At 67.5% G+C, this 20567-nt stretch carries 18 protein-coding genes; 9 read left to right on the top strand and 9 right to left on the bottom strand.

What is annotated here, in order from left to right; genetic code table 11:
* Positions 1–45: 45 nt before the first annotated feature.
* Entirely contained in the window at positions 46–1134 is a 1089-nt protein-coding gene (sepH, locus tag ACLHG5_RS04745; protein ID WP_411315352.1) for a septation protein SepH, read from the bottom strand.
* Positions 1135–1336: 202 nt separating this feature from the next.
* On the opposite strand from sepH, the gene ACLHG5_RS04740 reads away from it, so the two are divergent.
* Positions 1337–1630 carry a DUF4193 domain-containing protein gene (locus ACLHG5_RS04740; RefSeq protein WP_411315353.1) on the top strand — a complete coding sequence of 98 codons (294 nt, stop codon included), beginning with the start codon at positions 1337–1339 and terminating at the stop codon, positions 1628–1630.
* 56 nt (positions 1631–1686) lie between these two features.
* On the opposite strand, the gene ACLHG5_RS04735 is transcribed toward ACLHG5_RS04740, so the two are convergent.
* Positions 1687–2136 carry a DUF3093 domain-containing protein gene (locus tag ACLHG5_RS04735; protein ID WP_411317990.1) on the bottom strand — a complete coding sequence of 150 codons (450 nt, stop codon included), beginning with the start codon at positions 2134–2136 and terminating at the stop codon, positions 1687–1689.
* Positions 2137–2199: 63 nt separating this feature from the next.
* Here ACLHG5_RS04735 and dut point away from each other — a divergent pair, with 63 nt between their 5' ends.
* From dut to dxs, 5 genes are all read left to right on the top strand, one after another.
* Complete coding sequence (dut, locus tag ACLHG5_RS04730; RefSeq protein ID WP_411316303.1) at positions 2200–2655, top strand: dUTP diphosphatase; 456 nt, start codon at positions 2200–2202, stop codon at positions 2653–2655.
* A complete protein-coding gene (locus ACLHG5_RS04725; protein WP_411315355.1) occupies positions 2652–3302 on the top strand; it encodes a DUF3710 domain-containing protein in 651 nt (216 codons plus the stop codon). Before dut ends, ACLHG5_RS04725 begins: the two co-directional genes overlap by 4 nt.
* Entirely contained in the window at positions 3299–4066 is a 768-nt protein-coding gene (locus ACLHG5_RS04720) for a DUF3159 domain-containing protein (RefSeq protein ID WP_411315356.1), read from the top strand. The genes ACLHG5_RS04725 and ACLHG5_RS04720 overlap by 4 nt, the downstream gene beginning before the upstream one ends.
* Positions 4067–4211: 145 nt before the next feature.
* Positions 4212–7040 (top strand): aconitate hydratase AcnA, encoded by a 2829-nt coding sequence (gene acnA / locus ACLHG5_RS04715; RefSeq protein ID WP_411317989.1) that lies wholly within the window; start codon positions 4212–4214, stop codon positions 7038–7040.
* A gap of 22 nt (positions 7041–7062) precedes the next feature.
* Positions 7063–9057, top strand: a complete 1995-nt coding sequence (gene dxs, locus ACLHG5_RS04710) for a 1-deoxy-D-xylulose-5-phosphate synthase (RefSeq protein WP_411315358.1) — start codon at positions 7063–7065, stop codon at positions 9055–9057.
* A gap of 68 nt (positions 9058–9125) precedes the next feature.
* On the opposite strand, the gene ACLHG5_RS04705 is transcribed toward dxs, so the two are convergent.
* The 4 genes from ACLHG5_RS04705 to ACLHG5_RS04690 all read right to left on the bottom strand — a co-directional run bounded on the left by ACLHG5_RS04705 (position 9126) and on the right by ACLHG5_RS04690 (position 14446).
* Positions 9126–11246, bottom strand: coding sequence for a 3-hydroxyacyl-CoA dehydrogenase NAD-binding domain-containing protein (locus tag ACLHG5_RS04705; RefSeq protein ID WP_411318414.1), 2121 nt, complete (start codon positions 11244–11246; stop codon positions 9126–9128).
* On the bottom strand, positions 11246–12457 hold the full coding sequence (locus ACLHG5_RS04700) for a thiolase family protein (RefSeq protein ID WP_411317988.1): 1212 nt from the start codon (positions 12455–12457) through the stop codon (positions 11246–11248). Before ACLHG5_RS04700 ends, ACLHG5_RS04705 begins: the two co-directional genes overlap by 1 nt.
* A 74-nt stretch (positions 12458–12531) precedes the next feature.
* Positions 12532–13842 carry an HRDC domain-containing protein gene (locus ACLHG5_RS04695; protein WP_411317987.1) on the bottom strand — a complete coding sequence of 437 codons (1311 nt, stop codon included), beginning with the start codon at positions 13840–13842 and terminating at the stop codon, positions 12532–12534.
* Between the two features lie 7 nt (positions 13843–13849).
* Positions 13850–14446, bottom strand: coding sequence for a DUF3000 domain-containing protein (locus ACLHG5_RS04690; RefSeq protein ID WP_411315361.1), 597 nt, complete (start codon positions 14444–14446; stop codon positions 13850–13852).
* A 22-nt stretch (positions 14447–14468) separates the two neighbouring features.
* Between ACLHG5_RS04690 and ACLHG5_RS04685 the strand changes: the two genes are divergently transcribed.
* Entirely contained in the window at positions 14469–15710 is a 1242-nt protein-coding gene (locus ACLHG5_RS04685) for an alpha/beta hydrolase (protein ID WP_411317986.1), read from the top strand.
* On the opposite strand, the gene ACLHG5_RS04680 is transcribed toward ACLHG5_RS04685, so the two are convergent.
* The 3 genes from ACLHG5_RS04680 to ACLHG5_RS04670 are packed head-to-tail and all read right to left on the bottom strand — an operon-like array spanning position 15707 to position 17874.
* Positions 15707–16483, bottom strand: a complete 777-nt coding sequence (locus ACLHG5_RS04680) for a dihydrofolate reductase family protein (protein ID WP_411317985.1) — start codon at positions 16481–16483, stop codon at positions 15707–15709. The two genes, ACLHG5_RS04685 and ACLHG5_RS04680, sit on opposite strands and share 4 nt — an antisense overlap.
* The gene (locus ACLHG5_RS04675) at positions 16480–16944 is read right to left on the bottom strand and encodes a SufE family protein (protein ID WP_411315364.1); all 465 of its coding nucleotides are present in this window, start codon (positions 16942–16944) and stop codon (positions 16480–16482) included. Before ACLHG5_RS04675 ends, ACLHG5_RS04680 begins: the two co-directional genes overlap by 4 nt.
* A gap of 30 nt (positions 16945–16974) precedes the next feature.
* A complete protein-coding gene (locus ACLHG5_RS04670) occupies positions 16975–17874 on the bottom strand; it encodes a sulfurtransferase (protein ID WP_411315365.1) in 900 nt (299 codons plus the stop codon).
* 145 nt (positions 17875–18019) lie between these two features.
* Between ACLHG5_RS04670 and zapE the strand changes: the two genes are divergently transcribed.
* Positions 18020–19051 carry a cell division protein ZapE gene (zapE, locus tag ACLHG5_RS04665; protein ID WP_411315366.1) on the top strand — a complete coding sequence of 344 codons (1032 nt, stop codon included), beginning with the start codon at positions 18020–18022 and terminating at the stop codon, positions 19049–19051.
* Between the two features lie 180 nt (positions 19052–19231).
* Positions 19232–20500 carry an ammonium transporter gene (locus ACLHG5_RS04660; protein ID WP_411315367.1) on the top strand — a complete coding sequence of 423 codons (1269 nt, stop codon included), beginning with the start codon at positions 19232–19234 and terminating at the stop codon, positions 20498–20500.
* Positions 20501–20567: the final 67 nt, after the last annotated feature.

Below are 20567 nucleotides of genomic sequence, written 5' to 3'. Positions count from 1 at the left end.
CCGGCGCGACTCGCCGCGCGCGGCGGCATTGCCGCCCCGATCCGATCAGGCCGGGTCGTCGTCGCTGCGCGCTCCGAAGACGATCTCGTCCCAGCTCGGCATCGAGGCACGACCCTTGCGGGCGTTCTGCTTGACCGGAGCTGGCTGCTGCGCGGTGTCGACGGGCTCGGACTCGAGGTCGTCGAACGTGTCGAGCGGCACGTCGACGAGGCGGATGCTCCCGGTAGACGGATGCGCGCGACGCGACGTCTCTTCGTCGCGTTCACCGTCTTCCCACGCCGCGGCGCTCTCACGCTCTCCGCGACGACGTCGCAGAGCGTCGAGGAGGTCGGCGGTCTGGTTCGATGCGACCTGCTCGGCAGGCGCACGATTGATCGCCGCGGCCGAGACCTCGGGTGACGAGAGCGACGCGCGAGCGACGCCGTGCGATTCAGTGTTCGCGCTTTCGGGGGAGGAGCTCTCCCGCTCACTCGTACGCACGGGCCCGACGTCGAATGCTCCGCTGTCGAAGCGCGAGGAGTCGGCCGCGCGCTCGTCGCCGCTGACCGCGCGCAAGCGGGGGATGAGCCCGCCCGGCATCTCGCCCTGCTGAGAGAGGGTGTTCGCCTCGGTGTTGAGCGGGGAGAGGGCGGACTTACGCGGCTCGAACGTCCAGCGGGCGTCGTGCCCGATCTCGTCGGCGGTGAATTCGAGCTTGACGATCCATCCGCCGCCGACCTCTTTCCAGCTCGCCCACCGCTCACCGGAGGCACCGAGGTCGGCGAGACGGTCGCGGATGACCGATCCGAAGGTCGAACTCGCGGCCGAGGGGTCGATGTCGATGGCCGTGCGCACCGGCACGTTGAGGGCGGATTCGACGATGAACTCGCGCTCGGCGAGCACGGGACCCTCGAACTTGCGGATGTAGTCGACCGATGTCCCGGTGATGGTCGCGACCTCTTCGGCGGACATCCCGGACCGGATGTGCGTCTGGATCTCCCTCGGGGCGATCCGGCGGTCGCTCGCCGAACTGGACTGCGCTCCGCGGAGGGTCGAGTGGAGCGTCTCGTCGATCGCGATCCGGAACCGGGTCCCGTCGGGAGCGGAGACGAGCAGTGCGCCGTTTTCATTACCGATGACTGTGAGGTCTTGCATGCGAGTGGCCTTCCCGACTGTGTCGAATCAGGGCAAGAATGTCACGCCGCGAGGCCGTATTCGGGGAATAGACCGGGCGTGCCGCAAGTTGACCGGGAAGCACGTGGGAGCGGCTTCCCCGATGGTTTGCAATTCGGAATCTAATGTTGCAAACTGTGGCCGCCCATCCGCACCGGACACGGCTCAACAGACTGGAAATGGCATGGCAACCGACTACGACGCCCCCCGCAAGACCGACGACGACTCCGAGTCGATCGAGGCCCTGAAGGAGCGCGTTCCGGACAAGATGTCGGGAGTCGTGGATGTCGACGACTCCGACAACCCCGGCGGTTTCGAGTTGCCCGGCGCGGACCTCTCCGACCTCGACCTCGACGTCGTCGTTCTCCCGCCCCAGGCGGACGAGTTCACGTGCGTGAGCTGCTTCCTCGTCAAGCACCGCTCGCAGCTCGACCACCAGGAGAAGCTCGGCGCCATCTGCATGGAGTGCGCGGCCTGATTCGCTTCGGCCTCAGCGCTCTGCACCCGCAGTGCGTCGTCCTCGCGGATACGCACTCAGATCGCTCGCGCACCCGCTGATCCGAGTGCGGCGATCAAGTCGTCCGGTCGCCTCGACGACACGAGCCAGTAGGGCGTCGGATCGGTTTCGTCGGTCACGACGATCTTGACCACGGGGTTGATCCACCCGCGGATGACGAGCCAGGCTCGAGCATCGAGGCGGCGCCCTCGTTCGAGTGTCGCCTCGGCGCCCTCGAACGCCGTCGCCTCGCCGACGTATTCGAGGGGGAGGGTGGCTTTGCCCGCAGTGAGTCTGCCGTCCCGCACCGTGATGACGGGGGACGTGGCCACGAGGCTTCCGACCGTCGCCCCGTAGAGCACGATGGCGGTGACGATGCCCGTCAGGATGCTGATCGGCAGGAAGACGAGGAGGCTCGCGGGGACCACGAGCCCCAGGGAGATGAAGATCCAGGGCGACGGCCACATGCGCTCGCGATAGTGTTCCATCCCCCTATTGCATCAGACCAACTGCACTACCCTCGTCACGTGCCCGAATTCGTCGATGTCCTCCTGCTCGCGGCCGACGGTGACGAGGCGAGCGACACCACCCCGGCGTATTCGCATCCGGGTGACGCGGGAGCGGACCTCCGCTCCGTCGAGGCGGCAGTCATCCCGGCAGGCGGGCGCGTCACGCTCGGCACGGGGGTCGCGATCGCTCTTCCCGACGGTTTCGTCGGTTTCGTCGTGCCGCGCAGCGGACTCGCCGCTCGTCACGGGATCACGATCGTCAACAGTCCCGGCACGGTGGATGCCGGTTACCGGGGCGAGATCCGCGTGACGCTTCTCAACACCGACGAGTCGGTGCCGTATTCTGTCGCAGTCGGTGATCGGATCGCGCAACTCGTCGTGATGCCGGTCATGAGAGCTCGTTTCGTTCCCGTCGCGATACTTCCGGGGAGCGCGAGAGGCGACAGCGGGTTCGGATCGACCGGATACCGCAGCAACGAACCAGGAGAGAACGCGTGAGCGACAACACCGAGGTCGAAGCAGTCGAGAGCGACGAGCCAGCAGAACTCGATCAGTCGAAGTCCGCCCCGATCGATCGGGAGATCGTCGGACCCTTCGATGAGAGCGAAGCCAACGCCGTGAGGCCGTATGTCGACCTCGGCGGCATCAAGGTGCTGCCCCGTGAGGGTCTGCACTTGAGGCTCGAGGTCGAAGAGGGCAGCAAGCGCGTCGTCGCGGTCGCGCTCGACATCGCGGAGTCGACGCTCCAGTTGCAGCCGTTCGCTGCTCCCCGGTCGACGGGTCTGTGGCATGAGATCCGCCAGCAGATCTCGGATCAGATCCTCAAACAGGGCGGCAAGACCAAGCTCACCGTCGGCGCCTTCGGCCCCGAACTCCTCGCCGAGATCCCCGCCGTCGCGTCGGGAGGCGACGGGTCGACACGACTCGCCCGATTCGTCGGGGTCGACGGTCCCCGGTGGTTCCTGCGCGGCGTCATCGCCGGCAAAGCCCTCTCCGATCCGCGCGCCGCCGAAGAGATCGAAGACCTCTTCCGCAGCATCGTCGTGGTTCGTGGCACGACCCCCATGCCCCCGCGTGACCTCATCCCGCTCCAGATGCCGAAGACGGCGTCGGGCCAGCAGGCCCCGACCACCCCCGACGCGTGACCGCTCACGAACGGGGGGCCTCGAACCCCGCCGACGAGACCCAGCCCGCGACGACCACAGATGGCGCGACGGCGTCCGATCCGTCTTTCGGGGCCCTGTTCGGCGCCGCGGCGCGGAACGCCGGCATCGGCCAGGTGGCGCCGGGCGAGATCCCGACGGCGTCGTCTCTCCTGAGCGCCGTCGGCGGCGTGCGCGGTCTCGCCGAGACGATTCTCCCGCCGCTCGCCTTCCTCGTTCTCTACACGCTCACGGGCGAGCTCGTGCTCTCCGTGACGATTCCGGTCGTCGTCGCGGTCGTCTTCGTGCTCGCGAGACTCCTGACGAAGACCCCGGTGACGGGAGCTCTCGCGGGCGTCGCCGGGGTGGCGATCTCGGCTGTCGTCGCGCTCAGCACCGGCCGACCCGAAGACAACTTCCTGCCGGGGCTCATCATCAACGCGGTCTCGCTCACCGCGATCCTCATCAGCATCATCGTGAGGTATCCGTTCATCGGGCTCGTCGTGGGGATTCTCGCGAACGAGGGGCTCGAGTGGCGCAAAGACCGGGCGAAACGCCGAGTGCTCACTCTCACGACAGTGCTGTGGGCCGGTCTCTTCGCCGTGCGTCTCGGCGCCCAGCTCCCGCTGTATCTCGCGGGGGAGGTCGAGTTGCTCGCGACCGTCAAGCTCATCCTCGGTGTGCCCACCTACGCCGTGCTCCTCTGGATCACCTGGCTGCTCGTGAGGGCCGTCTACCGACGCGGAGTGGTAACGCCCGCGGAGTGAGCCGCGTGTACTATTTATCTCGACATCAAGATAAATAGCGCGACCGACCTCCCGTTCGAGGGGCGCGCACACTTAGGCTTGCCTTGCTGGTTTCGACCTGACACGGCGGTCAGGATTGGCTCACGCCAGCAAGGGAGACGACGTCATGTCTGCAGTCAATAGCTTCGGTTCGAAAGACACCCTCACCGTCGGGGAGACCGACTACGAGATCTTCCGGCTCGACACCGTTCCCGGTTTCGACAAGCTCCCGTTCAGCCTCAAGGTGCTGCTCGAGAACCTCCTCCGCACCGAGGACGGCGCGAACGTCACGAGATCGCAGATCGAGGCTCTGGGCGCGTGGCAGCCGACGGCCGAGCCCGACACCGAGATCCAGTTCACCCCCGCTCGCGTCGTCATGCAGGACTTCACGGGGGTGCCGTGCATCGTTGACCTCGCGACCATGCGCGAAGCCGTCTCCGAACTGGGAGGCGACCCGACGAAGATCAACCCCCTCGCGCCCGCCGAGCTCGTGATCGACCACTCGGTCATCGCCGACCTCTTCGGCAGCGAGAACGCTCTCGAGCGCAACGTCGAGATCGAGTACGAGCGCAACGGCGAGCGATACCAGTTCCTCCGCTGGGGCCAGACGGCGTTCGACGACTTCAAGGTCGTGCCCCCGGGAACCGGCATCGTGCACCAGGTCAACATCGAGTACCTCGCGCGCGTGACCTACACGCGCGAGGTCGGCGGCGCTCTGCAGGCCTACCCCGACACGTGCGTCGGCACCGACTCCCACACGACGATGGTCAACGGCCTCGGTGTTCTCGGCTGGGGCGTCGGCGGAATCGAAGCCGAAGCGGCGATGCTCGGCCAGCCCGTCTCGATGCTCATCCCCAAGGTCGTCGGTTTCAAGCTCTCGGGCGCCATCCCGACCGGCGTCACGGCGACCGACGTCGTGCTCACCATCACGCAGATGTTGCGCGAGCACGGAGTCGTCGGCAAGTTCGTCGAGTTCTACGGCGAGGGCGTCGCGGCGGTTCCGCTCGCGAACCGCGCGACCATCGGCAACATGAGCCCCGAGTTCGGGTCGACCGCGGCGATGTTCCCGATCGACGACGTAACCCTCGACTACTTGCGCCTCACCGGCCGCAGCGAGGCCCAGGTCGAGCTCGTCGAGGCCTACTCCAAGGTGCAGTCGCTCTGGCACGACCCCTCCGTTGAGGCGACCTACAGCGAGTACATCGAGCTCGATCTCGCGACCGTCGTCCCCTCGATCGCCGGACCCAAGCGCCCGCAGGACCGCGTCGAGCTCAGCCGCGCGAAAGATCAGTTCGAGATCGACCTCGGCGCCTACGCGACCGGTCACTCGAAGGTCGACGAGGCCGTCGAGGGAACCTTCCCGGCGTCCGATCCGATCGGTCTGACCCCGCAAGACGAGGAGAGCGCCCACGCCGACGCTCCGTCGTATGCGAGCAACGCGCCGTCGCACGCCTCGAAGCCGACGAAGGTGACGCTCGAGAACGGCAACGACTTCACGCTCGATCACGGAGCCGTGGCGATCGCGGCGATCACCTCGTGCACGAACACCTCGAACCCCTCGGTCATGCTCGCCGCAGGTCTGCTCGCTCGCAACGCGAGCCAGAAGGGCCTCAAGGCCAAGCCGTGGGTCAAGACCACGCTCGCCCCGGGCTCGAAGGTCGTCACCGACTACTACGAGAAGGCCGGCCTCACGACCTACCTCGAAGACCTCGGTTTCTACACCGTGGGCTACGGCTGCACGACGTGCATCGGCAACTCCGGTCCCCTTCTCGACGAGATCTCCACCGCGGTCAACGACAACGACCTCGCGGTCACTGCGGTCCTCTCGGGAAACCGCAACTTCGAGGGTCGTATCAACCCCGACGTCAAGATGAACTACCTCGCGAGCCCTCCGCTCGTCATCGCCTACGCCCTCGCGGGATCGATGAACTTCGACTTCGAGAAGGATGCCCTCGGCACCGACTCCGACGGCCGTGACGTGTTCCTCGCCGACATCTGGCCCGACGCGGCCGAAGTGCAGTCGACGATCGACTCGTCGATCGACACGGAGATGTTCACCCACGAGTACGCGGGGGTCTTCGACGGCGACGAGCGCTGGCGTTCGCTTCCGACGCCGACCGGCCCGACGTTCGAGTGGGACTCCGAGTCGACCTACGTGCGCAAACCCCCGTACTTCGAGGGAATGACGCTCGAGACGACTCCCGTGAGCGACATCGCGGGAGCCCGCGTCCTCGCGAAACTCGGTGACTCGGTCACGACCGACCACATCAGCCCCGCCGGAAACATCAAGGCCGACAGCCCCGCCGGGCACTACCTCGATGCCCACGGTGTCGACCGCAAGGACTACAACTCCTACGGCTCTCGTCGCGGCAACCACGAGGTCATGATCCGCGGCACCTTCGCGAACATCCGGCTCAAGAACCAGCTTCTCGACGGTGTTGAGGGTGGGTACACGCGCGACTTCACGAAGCCGGACGCTCCGCAGTCGTTCATCTACGACGCATCGGCCAACTACCAGGAGCAGGGCACGCCCCTCGTCATCTTCGGCGGTAAGGAATACGGCTCGGGGTCGTCGCGCGACTGGGCCGCCAAGGGCACGAGCCTTCTCGGCGTCAAGGCCGTCATCACCGAGAGCTTCGAACGCATCCACCGCTCGAACCTCATCGGAATGGGCGTCGTGCCGCTGCAGTTCCCGGCTGGCGAGAGCTGGTCGAGCCTGGGTCTCGACGGAACCGAGATCGTGACGATCACGGGAATCGAGCAACTGAACGAGGGTGTCACGCCGCGCACGGTGCGCGTCGTCGCCGAACCGAGCGAGCACTCGCCGGCCGGAAAGCAGACCATCGAGTTCGACGCGGTCGTACGCATCGACACTCCGGGTGAAGCGGACTACTACCGCAACGGTGGAATCCTCCAGTACGTGCTGCGCTCACTCGTCTCGCCGGTTCAGGCGTAGCCCACGATCTAAGATCGTCTTCATGTCATTGCTCGAGAACATCAGGGGGCCTCGAGATCTCGACGGGCTCTCGACCGCGGAGCTCGTCGAGCTCGCCGCCGAGATCAGGGCTTTCCTGATCTCGGCGGTGTCGAAGACCGGTGGTCACCTGGGACCCAACCTCGGCGTCGTCGAACTGACGATCGCGATCCACAAGGTCTTCGACTCCCCCCACGACCCCGTGATCTTCGACACCGGTCACCAGTCGTACGTGCACAAGCTCCTCACGGGCCGGCAGGACTTCCGGCACCTCCGGGAGCGCGGCGGCCTCGCCGGCTATCCGCAGCGAGCGGAGTCGGTGCACGACGTCGTCGAGAGTTCGCACGCGTCGAGCTCGCTCTCGTGGGCTGACGGCATCTCCCGCTCCTTCTCGATGACCGGCCAGACCGATCGTCACGTCGTCGCCGTCGTGGGCGACGGGGCCCTCACCGGGGGAATGACGTGGGAGGCCCTCAACAACATCAGCGACGACAACCTCCGTCGCCTCATCATCGTCGTCAACGACAACGGGCGCTCCTACGCTCCGACGATCGGGGGAATGGCCCGGTTCCTCAACACCGTGCGCACCCGCAGGTCGTATCGCAATCTGTATCTCGGAAGCCAGAAACTGTTCGACCAGTTCGGCAAGCCCGGGCAGGCGATCTACCGGGGAGTGCGCGGTGGCCTCCACGGATTCCTCGCGCGATTCACGAACAACGAGGCGCTCTACTCGAACCTCGACATCAAATACATCGGGCCCATTCACGGACACGATGTCGCGGCTCTCGCCGAAGCCCTCGAGCAAGCGAAGAATTACGGCGCGCCCGTCATCGTGCACGCGATCACCCAGAAGGGGCGCGGCTACGAGCCCGCACGACTCGACGCGGCCGACCAGTTCCACGCCGTCGGCCAGATCGACCCCGAGACCGGCGAACCCCTCGGCGCGAACGACAAGCCGTCGTGGACATCCGTGTTCGCCGACGAGATCGTCGCGATCGCCGACGACGACCCCACCGTCGTCGGCATCACCGCGGCGATGCTGCGTCCGACGGGGCTCCACACTTTCGCCGAGAAGTACCCCGACCGCGTTCTCGACGTCGGCATCGCCGAACAGCACGCCGTGACCTCCGCCGCCGGGCTCGCCTTCGGCGGACTGCATCCGGTCGTCGCCCTCTACGCGACCTTCATCAACCGCGCCTTCGACCAGGTGCTCATGGATGTCGCCCTGCACAAGGCGGGGGTCACGTTCGTGCTCGACCGCGCGGGGGTCACCGGTCCCGACGGAGCGAGCCACCACGGCATGTGGGATCTCTCGATCCTCCAGGTCGTGCCCGGCATCCGGTTGAGCGCACCCCGCGACGCGACGCGACTCCGTGAGGAGCTGCGCGAAGCCGTCGCCGTCTCCGACGGGCCGACGGTCGTCCGATTCTCGAAGGGCAGCGTCGGCACGGAGTTCGACGCGGTGCGTCGCACGCCCGACGGCGTCGACGTCTTGCGCGAGAGCGACCACCTCGACGTGCTCATCATCACCGTCGGCGCCATGGCCGAGCTCGGCTTGCAGGTCGCCGACAGGCTCGCGGCGCAAGGCATCGGCGCGACCGTCATCGACCCGCGCTGGGTCGTGCCCGTTCCGGCGAGTGTCGTCGAGATGTCGGCGGACCACCGCATCGTGATCTCGATCGAGGACGGTGTGCGGGTCGGCGGGGTCGGCACGCGCATCAGGCAAGACCTGCGAGCGGCGGGCGTCGACACTCCGGTGACCGAGCTCGGCCTTCCCGCGGAATTCATCGATCATGCGTCGCGCGCCCAGATCATGGACGACATGGGACTCACGCCGCAGAAGATCGCGCGCGACGTCATCGCCCAGGTTCTCGGGAGCAAGATCCCCGTCGCGCGCCCTCTGCCCGACGCGGATGCCGAGGCGCGCGGGTTCACCGACGGTTCCGACCTCGATGCCGGCACCTCGCCGTCGAGTCAGGACTCCAGCAGTCGCGACTGACCCGCTAACGAGAGAACGCCCCCGTCCGATCGGACGAGGGCGTTCTCTCGTGGTGATGGTCGGAACGGTCAGGACACTCCGCGCAGCGGCGGCGTGTGGAAGGTCGAACCGAAGACGCGCTCCGATGCACCCACGCGATCGAGGTACGGCGTCACCCCGCCCATCTGGAAGGGCCACCCCGCCCCGAGGATGAGGCACAGGTCGATGTCCTCGGGTGCAGCGACGACGTTCTCGTCGAGCATCCTCCTGATCTCGTCGGCGAGACCGTCTTCGACTCGACGGAGGATCTCGTCACCCGTGAGAGGCGACCTTCCACCCTTGGTGATCGAGACGGCCTTCTTGTCGAAGCCCTTGATCTGGCCCTTCGAGTCGCGATCGAAGATCCGACCGTGTTCCGCGAGCGCGTGGAGGTTGGCGCTCTCGAAGAACCTCTCGGGGAACGCCGCGTGGTGCGTGTCGAGAACGTGCGCGCCGACTTTGAGGCCCACGAGCTCGAGGAGCTCGAACGGCGTCATCGGCAGCCCGAACGGCGCGATCGACGCGTCGACGACCTCGAACGGGGTGCCGGAGTCGACCGCGTGCATCGCCTCGCCGAGGAGCTTGGCGAGAATGCGGTTGACGACGAAGCCGGGGGTGTCGGTCGTGATGACGGCGTTCTTGTAGAGCTTCGCCGCGGTCACCATCGCGGTGCTGAGCGTCGCCTCGTCTGTCGACGGGGAGTTGACGACCTCCACGAGCGGCATCACGGCGACAGGGTTGAAGAAGTGGAACCCCACGAGCCTCTCGGGGTGTGCGAGCCTCGCGCCGATCTTCTCGACCGAGAGCGACGACGTGTTGGTGGCGAGCACCGCCGTCTCCGACACGTGCTTCTCGATCTCCGCGAACACGTCCTGCTTGACCCCGAGCTCTTCGAAGACGGCTTCGATGACCCAGTCCGCGTCGGCGAAGTCGGCCTTGTCGGTGGTTCCCGTGACGAGCCCCTTGAGTCGGTTGGCTTCGTCCGCGTTGATGCGTCGTTTGCCGAGCAGCGTGTCGATCTCGCCGTGGATGTAGTCGATGCCCTTGTCGACGCGCGCCTGGTCGAGGTCGGTGATGACGACGGGGACCTTGAGACGCCGGACGAACAGGAGCGCGAACTGGCTCGCCATGAGCCCGGCACCCACGACGCCGACCTTCGTGACCGGTTTCGCGAGCGACGGGTCCGGGGCTCCCGCGGGTTTCTTGGCGCGCTTCTGCACGAGGTTGAACGCGTAGATGCTCGCCTGGAACTGGTCACCGGAGATGAGCTCGGCGAGAGCCTCGTCTTCTGCCGCGAACCCCGTGGCCCGGTCGGTGTTCTTCGCAGCCTTGAGGAGCTCGAGCGCCTTGTAGGGCGACTTCGCGACCGTTCCGATGCGGCTCTCGAGGGATTTTCGGGCGATTCCGATGGCGACGTCCCACTTGACCGCGCGCTCGATGCGCCCGGGGGCGTTCGGGCGAGGCACCGAGGCGCCGCCGATCACGCGATCGGCCCACGACAGCGAGTCTTCGAGGAAGTTCACCGACTCGAAGAGCACGTCGGCGATACCGAGCTCGAGAGCGTCCGCCCCCTTGAGGGTGCGGTTGTTCTTGAGCGGGTTCTCGATGACGACCTTGAGGGCGTTCTCGATGCCGATGAGGTTCGGGAGCAACCACGCCCCTCCCCAGCCGGGGATGATCCCGAGGAACACCTCGGGAAGCGCTACGGCGGGAACGCTGCGGTCGATCGAGCGATAGTCCGCGTTGAGCGCGATCTCGAGGCCGCCGCCGAGGGCGAGCCCGTTGATGAAGACGAACGTCGGCACCCCGAAGTCGTGCAGCTTGCCGAGCACCTCGTGGCCGAGCTGAGCGAGCTGGCGCGCGACGTCGCGACTCGGGATGTCGCCGACCTTGCTGAGGTCGGCGCCCGCGGCGAGGATGAACGGCTTGCCCGTGATCGCGAGCCCGGCGATCTCCCCGCGCGAGGCCCTCGCCCTCTGCTCGTCGAGGACGCCGCCGAGTTCGAGAAGAGTGACGGGCCCGAGGGTGTTGGGCCGCGTGTGGTCCCTGTCGTTGTCGAGGGTGATGAGCGCGAGGGTCTTGCCGCTCGGGAGCGAGACATCCTTGACGTAGGAGTGGGTGACCACTTCGTCGTCGGACATCGCGGTGAGCGCGGCGTACGGTGTCGACATCACTTGCCCTTCTTCTTCGACTTGCCGGTGAAGTGCGGGTTCTCCCAGATCATCGAGCCGCCCTGGCCGAGACCGACGCACATCGCTGTGAGGCCGTAACGCACCTCGGGGTGTTGCTCGAACTGTCGGGCGAGCTGGACCATGAGCCGCACCCCCGACGAGGCGAGCGGGTGTCCGACGGCGATGGCGCCACCCCACATGTTGACTCTCGGGTCGTCGTCGTCGATGCCGAAGTGGTCGAGGAGCGAGAGCACCTGGATGGCGAACGCCTCGTTGAGTTCGAAGAGACCGATGTCGTCGATCGAGAGGCCCGCTTTCCGCAGCGCCTTCTCGGTCGAGGGAACGGGACCGATGCCCATGATCTCGGGTTCGACGCCCGCGAACGCGAAACTCACGAGCCGCATCTTGGTCGTCAGACCGAGCTCCTTCGCGGTGTCGGCACTCGCGAGGAGGCTCGCCGTCGCCCCGTCGTTGAGCCCGGAAGAGTTTCCTGCCGTCACCCGACCGTGCGGCCGGAACGGAGTGCGCAGCCCGGCGAGCCCCTCGAGAGTCGTCTCGGGTCGCGGAGCCTCGTCTCGCGTCGCGAGTCCCCAGCCGTCACCGCTCCGCGTCGCGACGGGGATGAGGTCGGGCTGGATGTTGCCGTCGCGGTAGGCCTGAGCCGTCTTCTGCTGGCTCCCGAGGGCGAACCTGTCGGCCCGCTCCTTGGTCAGGTGCGGAAACCGATCGTGGATGCGCTCGGCCGTGTTGCCCATGTTGAGGGCATCGGCGCTCACGAGCTTCTCCGCCATGAACCGCGGGTTCGGGTCGGCACCGAACCCCATCGGGTGGCGACCCATGTGCTCGACACCACCCGCGATGGCGATGTCGTAAGCACCGAACGCGATCCCGCCCGCGGTTGCAGCGACGGCCGTCATCGCGCCCGCGCACATGCGGTCGATGGCGTAGCCGGGCACGGACCGGGGGAGTCCGGCGAGGAGAGCCGCGGTGCGCCCGAGGGTCAGACCCTGGTCACCGGTCTGAGTCGTCGCCGCGATCGCGACCTCGTCGATGCGGTCTTTCGGCAGGCTCGGGTTTCGTTCGAGCAGTCCGATGATCGCTTTGACGACGAGATCGTCGGCGCGCGTCTGCCAGAACATGCCCTTCTCACCCGCTCGACCGAACGGGGTCCGCACCCCGTCGACGAATACAACTTCAGGTCTTTCGGCCACAATGCCTCCAAGTTTGGGTCGGATGCTGCGAGCCTAGAGAGGCACCACGGGGCCCCTCAATCCTTTGACTGTTCCTACGAAGCTCCGCCGTCGGCCTCGACGGGTGTTTGGTCGAGGTCGACAAAGGCATCGAGGATTACCTGTGCGGTAGCGTCAATCTGCCACGGCCGGGCGTCGAGATCCTCGAGAGCCGAGCGGATGGCGTCGAGGGTGAGTGATTCCGGCGGTGACCACGCGAGTCGGCGCAGCGTCTCGGGCATGAGCAGGTTCTCGAGGGGGATCGACAGGAGTTCCGACACCGCCGCGATCGCGGCCTTCGCGAGCTTGAGCCTCCGGTCGGCGGGAGGATTGCGGTCGGCCCACACGCGCGCGGGCGGCACCGACTCGACCGGTCCGCGCTGGGCGGGCAGGTCATCCGTCTGGGTGCCGCGCTCGATGGCGTCCCACCAGCGCTGGATCTCACTGCGGCTCGCACGGCCGCTGAACTCGCGGATGGACGCGAGCTCGCGCTTCGACGAGGGCAGGATGCGCGCGGCGGCGACGAGCGACGAATCGGGGATGAGTCGTCCCGGCGCGCTGTCGATCTCGCGGGCGTACTCGTCCCTCGCCGTCCACAGCTCTCGCGCGACAGCGAGGTTGCGAGGCGAACGGATGACGCTGAGCCCCGACATGCGGCGCCAGGCATCCGTCTTCGCCGGCTTCGCCTCGCGATCGAGCACGGCCTGGAACTCCTGCTCGGCGATGCCCGACTTGCGTTGCGATGCGAGCAGGGCGGCCATCGCGTCTCGCAGATCGACGAGCAGTTCGACGTCGAGGGCGGCGTAGACGAGCCACGATTGCGGCAGCGGGCGGGTCGACCAGTCGGCGGCCGAGTGCTCCTTGGCGAGGTGGACACCGAGGAGTTCTTCGACGACCGTTCCGAGACCGACTCGCGGAAGCGATGCGAGCCGGGCTCCGAGCTCGGTGTCGAAGATCTTCGTCGGATCGAGGCCGACCTCACGGAGGCACGCGAGGTCTTGGCTCGCGGCGTGCAGAACCCACTCCTCGTGCCTGATGGCCTCGTTGAGTTCGTCGAAGCGGCCGATGGCCGGTGGATCGAACAGGAAGATCCCGGCACCGCGACGGAACACCTGGATGAGATAAGCGCGCTGCGAGTACCGGAAGCCCGACGCACGCTCCGCATCGACGGCGAGGGGACCGTGGCCTCGGGCGAGCGACTCGACGGCCTCGAGGTAGTCGGTGCGAGAGGAGATGACCGTGAGCGGCGCTCTCTCGGCGACGACGGCGGCCGTGACGGGCGCGACCTCCGAGAGAGCGTCGATCGTCTGCGGGTCGAGAGACGCCGGGTCGATGGTCGGTTTGCTGCCGGTCGAGGAGTCGCTCATAGCCCGTTCACCCACGAGATGCTCGGCGGGCAGACAGCACGGTGACTCCTTCGATCATCGGCGGAAGCCCCGCCAGCATGCACAGCAGTTCACCCCAGCCTTCCACATGAGCGCCGATGTCCGCGGTCGACGGGGTCCACGAGGCGCGGAGTTCGAGTTGCGCGCCGTCGCCCTGGCTCGCGAGCTCGCCGTATCCCGTCGAGAGGATCTTGGTCGCCGTGCCCGAGAGCGAGTGGTGTCGGGCACCTCCGGCATCGAGGGCGTCGGACAGCCAGGACCACGCGACGTCGGCGATGAACGGGTCGACGCCGATGTCGGTCTCGAGCGGAGCCTGGGCGAAACACACGACCCTGAACTCCCCGCCCCACGCATCCGGTGCGCTCGGATCGAAGAGCAGGATGAACCGCCCGGTGCCCTCGTCGGAGTCGGCGTCGTGGCGCGCGGGCGTGACATCCGCGGCGAGAGCGATCGAGTAGGGAGCGAGACCGGAGGGCGAGGGGATGTCGTTGACCGCGAGTTCCGGACGCAACCGGGCCGCGCGAATGCTCTCGAGAGCGGCATCGAAGGCCAACGGACTGGATGATCCTGCGGTGGGCTCTGACACACGAGAAGACTAAAGTTCACGCGTGAGTGAATCAGGGAGGCACGCCGTCGGGCGGGCATGGCTGCTGTACCGCGCGTTGCCCGCGCTCGTCGCCGTGGCCGGAGGCGCCGCGATCGCCGCCGCGACCATGACGACTCTCGTGGCACGCGTGGTCGTGACCCCTCCCCGCAAGCGGTCCGACGACACGCGCATTCTCGCCGTCGACCTCGACGGCGCCACGATCACCCTGAGCCGAACGGCCGACACCTCCCTGCCCGGACGCTACGGGCTGTGGACCGACCGCGACACGGGCCACCTCAAGCTCGGGGAGATCGTCTCCTCGACCCCTACCACCGTGACTCGCCACCTCGACGGCATCGACCTCGGGCAGCCCGAGCGCGCGGCCGGAGGGCGTTTCAGCGGCTGGTATCACGTGACCCCCGACGACATCGATCTGCCCTGGCGATCCGTCGAGGTCGAGACGGAGCTCGGCGCGGCGCCCGCGTGGCTCATCCCGGCCGCGTCCGACCCTGCGGTCGACACCGCCGCGGTCGACCCCGTCGGCGACACTGCCGCCATCGGCCGCGGCCGCTGGGCGATCCTCGTGCACGGTCGAGGAGTCTCACGGGCCGAAGCCCTCCGCGCTGTGCCCGTGCTGCACGGTCGCGGCTTCACGTGCCTCGTCGTGTCGTGGCGCAACGACGGCGACGCTCCGCCGAGTCCCGACGGCCGCTACGGTCTCGGCGCGACGGAGTGGAACGACGTCGACGCCGCCCTGGGGTTCGCTCGCGACCACGGCGCGCGCGACGTGGTGCTCGTCGGGTGGTCGATGGGCGGTGCGATCTCGCTCCAGGCGGCGCGCAATTCTCCGCACGCCCCGCTCATCCGCGGCATCGTGCTCGAGTCGCCCGTCGTCGCGTGGGCACCGACCCTCGACTTCCAGGCGCAGGGCATGCGCATCCCTCCCGCGATCCGTCGAGCGAGCGTCGCGCTCCTGTCGACACCGTCGCTCGCGGCGATCGCGGGCCAGAGCACGGCCGTCGACTTCGCGTCACTCGATTTCGTCGAGCGGGCGAGTGAGATCACCGTTCCGATTCTGCTCATGCACAGCGACGACGACGGGTTCGTGCCGATCGAGGCGTCCGAGGCCCTCGCTCGGGCTCGACCCGACATCGTGGACTTCCACCGGTGGACGGATGCCCGGCACGCCAAGCTCTGGAATTTCGATCCCGAGCGATTCGACCGGGAGATCGGCGAGTGGGTCGACCGGATCCTGCCGGCCTAGCGGTCGCGGAACCCCCATCGCGCGTAGACGAACCCGGCCTCGTCGACGAGCATCTGCCGGAGGTCGAGGCGCTCGTCGTCATGTGATCGGTCGCCGGGCCCGCGACCCTCGAGAGCCCTCCCGAAGAGCGGATGCGCGCGTGCCGCGAGCACGGGGCTCGTCGTGAGGCAGAGTTCGTCGACGTGTGACGCCTCGACGAACGCTCCGGCGAGAGACGGCCCGCCCTCGCACACGATGTCGCGTGCTCCGCGCTCCGCGAGGATGCGCACGATGTCGTCGACGTCGGGGGAGTCCGCGCTCGACGACGAGAGCGCCTCGACCGTCACGCCCGACGCGGAGTAGTGGGCCTCGACCCGCGCGGCGGTGTCGGCTGCGCACAGAACGAGGAGTCTCGCGCCGTCGGCGGGGCTCTCGGGGCGGGGGAGCGAGGCGACATCCGTTCCCCTCGTCACGACTGCGAGATGCCCGCTCCGAGGGAGGATGAGCCCCTCGGCCCTCACCGTCGCCGCCCCGGTCACGACGACGTCGGCCGCGCGCCGGATGGCACCGACGATCGCGCGATCCACTCTGCTGCTGAGCGAGTCGGAGGTCGCACCACCCGCCGAGGCGTCGCCGTCGATACTCGCGACGAGATTGACCCTCACGAGGGCGCGCGCGGTGGACCCCGCCGACCCGCTCAGCCTCGGGTACCACTCGGCGAGTGATTCGCGCGCCTCCGGCGTGCCGACGTCGCTCGACGACGACGGCTCGGGAACGACGCGCGTGAGCTTCACGACGCGGCGGTCTTGGCGCGGATCTGACGCTTCGCTCGCGCGAGGAGGGCCGACATCCCTCGCAGACGCAGGGGGCTCACCGCTTCGGTCAATCCGATGGTCTGCGGAAAATCGTCGTCGACCGCGACCACTTCGGCGGCCGTGAGCCCCGCGAGCCCTTGCACGAGGATCGACGCGAAGCCGCGGGTGGTCGGCGCCTCTTTCGGGGCCGTCGCGTGGAGATGCACGATGCCGTCGTCGGCGACCTCGACGAAGATGAACACCGGCGCTTGACACTCCTCGACGCGCTCGAGGAGATCGGGGTGGTCGACGAACTGCGCGGGGAGCTCGGGCAACTCGTTGGCGAACTCGAGAAGCAGAACCAGGCGGTCCTGCTTCTCGAGCGCCAGGAAGTCGTCGCGGATGTCGGCGAGAGCCCGGGGGAGGTCGGCGCGGGAATCGGCAGAGAGGAGATCGGTCACCGACCGATTATCCCCCGCTCACGCGATCGGTCACCGAACGGGAACGACTCCGGGCTCGGAACCCTGCACGATCGGAACGCGCACGGCGCTGCCCCACTCGGTCCACGAGCCGTCATAGTTCTTCACGTTCTCGAAGCCGAGCAGGTGGGTGAGCACGAACCACGTGTGTGCCGAACGCTCTCCGATGCGGCAGTAGGCGATGACGTCGTCTCCCGCCGAGAGTCCCGCGCCCTCGCGGTAGAGCGCGTCGAGTTCGGGAACGCGCTTGAAGGTGCCGTCTTCGGCCGCTGCTTTGCCCCACGGCACGTTCTTGGCGGTCGGGATGTGGCCGGCGCGGAGGGCTCCCTCGTCGGGGTAGGCCGGTGCGGTCGTGCGCTCGCCGCTGAACTCCTCGGGGGAGCGCACGTCGATGAGGGGCTGGCCGAAGTGCTCGAGCACGTCTTCTTTAAAGGCGCGCACCGCGGAATCGTCGCGGGTCACGACGGGGTACTCGACCGGCGTGACCTCGGAACGCTCGGTCGTGTATTCACGGCCTTCCGCCTCCCACTTCGCACGGCCGCCGTCGAGCAAGCGCACATCCTCGTGGCCGAAGAGGGTGAAGACCCACAGCGCGTAGGCCGCCCACCAGTTGTTCTTGTCTCCGTAGACGACGATCGTGGTGTCGCGGGAGATGCCGCGCGAGCCGAGGAGGGCCGCGAACGCGGGTCCGTCGATGTAGTCGCGCTGGACGGGGTCGTTGAGGTCGGTGTGCCAGTCGATCTTCACGGCGCCCGGGATGTGTCCCGTCTCGTAGAGCAAGACGTCTTCGTCGGACTCGACGACGACGAGGCCCTCGGTCCCGAGGTTCGCGGCGAGCCACTCGGTGGACACGAGCCGTTCGGGGTGGGCGTATGCGGCGAATTCGGTGGATGGGTCGACCTCGACGGCCATGGATACCTCCTGAAAGGCTCATTCCGGCGCCCGTTCGTGACGAACGCCGCAGATAAGCTGGCTTGTGGTTCGCATACGAATCTACCGACTCGACATGGGCGACACGTGACACGCGTAAAACGCCGACACACAGTAAGGCCTCCAATTGTCCGCTGACCCCGTGCGTGCCGCGTCGAGACTCGTCGATCGGGCGCCCACTCTGAGCGGCGAGCAGATCGTCGCTCACCTCGTGCCGCCGCGCCAGTTCGCGACAGCATCGGTGCAGTCGTATCGCCCCGACCCCGACTACCCCTCCCAACAGGAGGCCGTCGACGCCGTCGGCGAGTTCAGCGCTCGAGCGACGCGGCCCGCGGTCACGCGCCTCTTCTCTCGCAAGAAGACGGATGTCGCGCTCCCGGGCATCTACCTCGACGGCGGGTTCGGTGTCGGCAAGACCCATCTCCTCGCCGCCCTGTGGCACGCGGCCGCGGGCCGCAAGTACTTCGGCACGTTCATCGAATACACGGCTCTCGTCGGAGCGCTCGGATACGCCGCGACCATCGAGCTCCTCAAAGGCGCCACCCTCCTGTGCATCGACGAGTTCGAGCTCGACGACCCGGGTGACACGCGCCTCATGTCACGACTGCTCTCGGAACTCGTGGCCTCGGGCACGCGCATCGCCGCGACATCCAACACCCCACCCAACGCTCTCGGCGAGGGACGGTTCGCCGCGGCGGACTTCCTGCGCGAGATCGACGCGCTCGCCGCGCGATTCACGACCATCCGCATCGACGGGCTCGACTACCGCCGGCGCACCGTCGAGGGTCACGCGACCGTCGTCGACGACAGCGGGTTCGACGCGATCATGGCCGCCGAGCCGGGGGAGAAGACGGTCGACGACTTCGGCGACGTCGTCGAGCACCTCTCGAGCGTGCATCCCTCGCGCTACGTCACTCTCGTCGACGGCGTGCAGTGCGTCGGCCTGCGCGACGTGCGCGTGCTCTCGAGCCAGACCGACGCCCTCCGGCTCGTCGCGTTCGTCGACCGTCTCTACGACGCGGGCGTCCGCGTCGTGCAGACCGGGCTCCCGCTCGACGCCGTCTTCGCCGACGACATGCTCGCGGGGGGCTACCGCAAGAAGTACTTGCGCGCGATGTCGCGGCTCATCTCGCTCACCTCGAGAGAGCGCGATTCGTAGTCGACTCGTGGGGGCGCGAAACACGATGTTAACGCGCACCGAGGGCGCGTAACGCGCCCGAAACACTCCGACGCCCCGGGCGAAACCTCCCGCCGCGAAACTGGCGTCGTACCCGCCCCGTTCGTCGCGACCCAGCACTCGTGTCGCGGAACGGTTCCCGCACACTGAGAGAGGTTCACGATGGATCAAGGCAATACCGCCTTCCTATTGATCGCCGCAGCACTCGTTCTACTGATGACCCCGGGTCTCGCCTTCTTCTACGGCGGACTCGTCAAAGCGAAGAGTGTCATCAGCATGATGATGATGAGCTTCGGGGCCCTCGGCCTCATCGGTGTCCTCTGGGTTCTCTACGGCTACGCGATCGCGTTCTCGAACGACGGCGTGGGCAACTTCGTCGGAATCGACGGGATCATCGGCATCGACACAGCGGAAATCGGTCTCGCCGGTGTCTACGCCGAGGCCGCCGACCCGCAGGGCGGGTTCCCGCTCATCGCGTTCGCCGCCTTCCAGGCGACCTTCGCGATCCTCACGGTCGCCCTCATCTCGGGAGCCATCGCCGACCGCGCCAAGTTCGGAGCGTGGATGGTCTTCGCCGGTGTCTGGGCGACGGTCGTCTACTTCCCCGTTGCGAGCTGGGTCTTCAACTTCACGCTCGGCGACGACGGATCGGTCGTCGACGGCGGATGGATCGCCTACACGGTCGGTGCCATCGACTTCGCGGGTGGAACAGCGGTGCACATCAACGCGGGTGCCGCGGCTCTCGCCCTGGCCCTCGTTCTCGGCAAGCGCGTCGGCTTCGCGAAGGGCGCGCACGTGCCCCACAACCCGCCGTTCGTTCTGCTCGGAGCCGGTCTTCTCTGGTTCGGCTGGTTCGGGTTCAACGCCGGCTCGGAGCTCGCCGCCGACGGCATCGCCGCCATCGCCTTCCTCAACACGATCGCCGCTCCCGCCGCCGCCATCCTCGGATGGCTCGTCGTCGAGAAGATCAAGGACGGCAAGCCCACCTCGGTCGGAGCCGCATCCGGAGCCGTCGCGGGTCTCGTCGCGATCACTCCCGCGTGTGCATCGCTCACCCCGGGATGGTCGATCCTCCTCGGCGTCATCGCCGGTGTCGTGTGCGCCCTCGCGATCGACCTGAAGTTCAAGCTCGGCTTCGACGACTCGCTCGACGTCGTCGGCATCCACCTCGTGGGTGGCCTCATCGGAACCCTCTACATCGGGTTCTTCGCTACCGACGTCGGACTCTTCACGGGTGGCGACGCGTCGCAGCTCGGACGTCAGGCTCTCGCGGCGTTCGCGGTCATGGCCTACTCGTTCATCCTGTCGTACGCGATCGGATGGATCATCCAGAAGACGATGGGATTCCGGGTCACCGACGAAGACGAGATCGCCGGAATCGACACGGTCGTCCACGGCGAGGAAGGCTACGTGCTGACTCCTCAGCGATGAGCCACTGAGCCCGTCACCGTGAGGTGAGGCCCGGTAGCACCCCGGGGGTGCCGTCATCACGACGGCA

The organism is Marisediminicola sp. LYQ85 (assembly GCF_046600695.1).
GTDB lineage: Bacteria > Actinomycetota > Actinomycetes > Actinomycetales > Microbacteriaceae > Marisediminicola.
This window is presented reverse-complemented; position numbering and strand designations above follow the sequence as displayed.

Bases quoted from the DNA above. Each gene is read 5' to 3' on its own strand.
- ACLHG5_RS04695 (WP_411317987.1), bottom strand. From the start codon at position 13,842: ATGAGCGACTCCTCGACCGGCAGCAAACCGACCATCGACCCGGCGTCT.
- sepH (WP_411315352.1), bottom strand. From the start codon at position 1,134: ATGCAAGACCTCACAGTCATCGGTAATGAAAACGGCGCACTGCTCGTC.
- ACLHG5_RS04740 (WP_411315353.1), top strand. From the start codon at position 1,337: ATGGCAACCGACTACGACGCCCCCCGCAAGACCGACGACGACTCCGAG.
- ACLHG5_RS04705 (WP_411318414.1), bottom strand. From the start codon at position 11,246: ATGTCGACACCGTACGCCGCGCTCACCGCGATGTCCGACGACGAAGTG.
- ACLHG5_RS04735 (WP_411317990.1), bottom strand. From the start codon at position 2,136: ATGGAACACTATCGCGAGCGCATGTGGCCGTCGCCCTGGATCTTCATC.
- ACLHG5_RS04670 (WP_411315365.1), bottom strand. From the start codon at position 17,874: ATGGCCGTCGAGGTCGACCCATCCACCGAATTCGCCGCATACGCCCAC.
- dxs (WP_411315358.1), top strand. From the start codon at position 7,063: ATGTCATTGCTCGAGAACATCAGGGGGCCTCGAGATCTCGACGGGCTC.
- ACLHG5_RS04660 (WP_411315367.1), top strand. From the start codon at position 19,232: ATGGATCAAGGCAATACCGCCTTCCTATTGATCGCCGCAGCACTCGTT.
- acnA (WP_411317989.1), top strand. From the start codon at position 4,212: ATGTCTGCAGTCAATAGCTTCGGTTCGAAAGACACCCTCACCGTCGGG.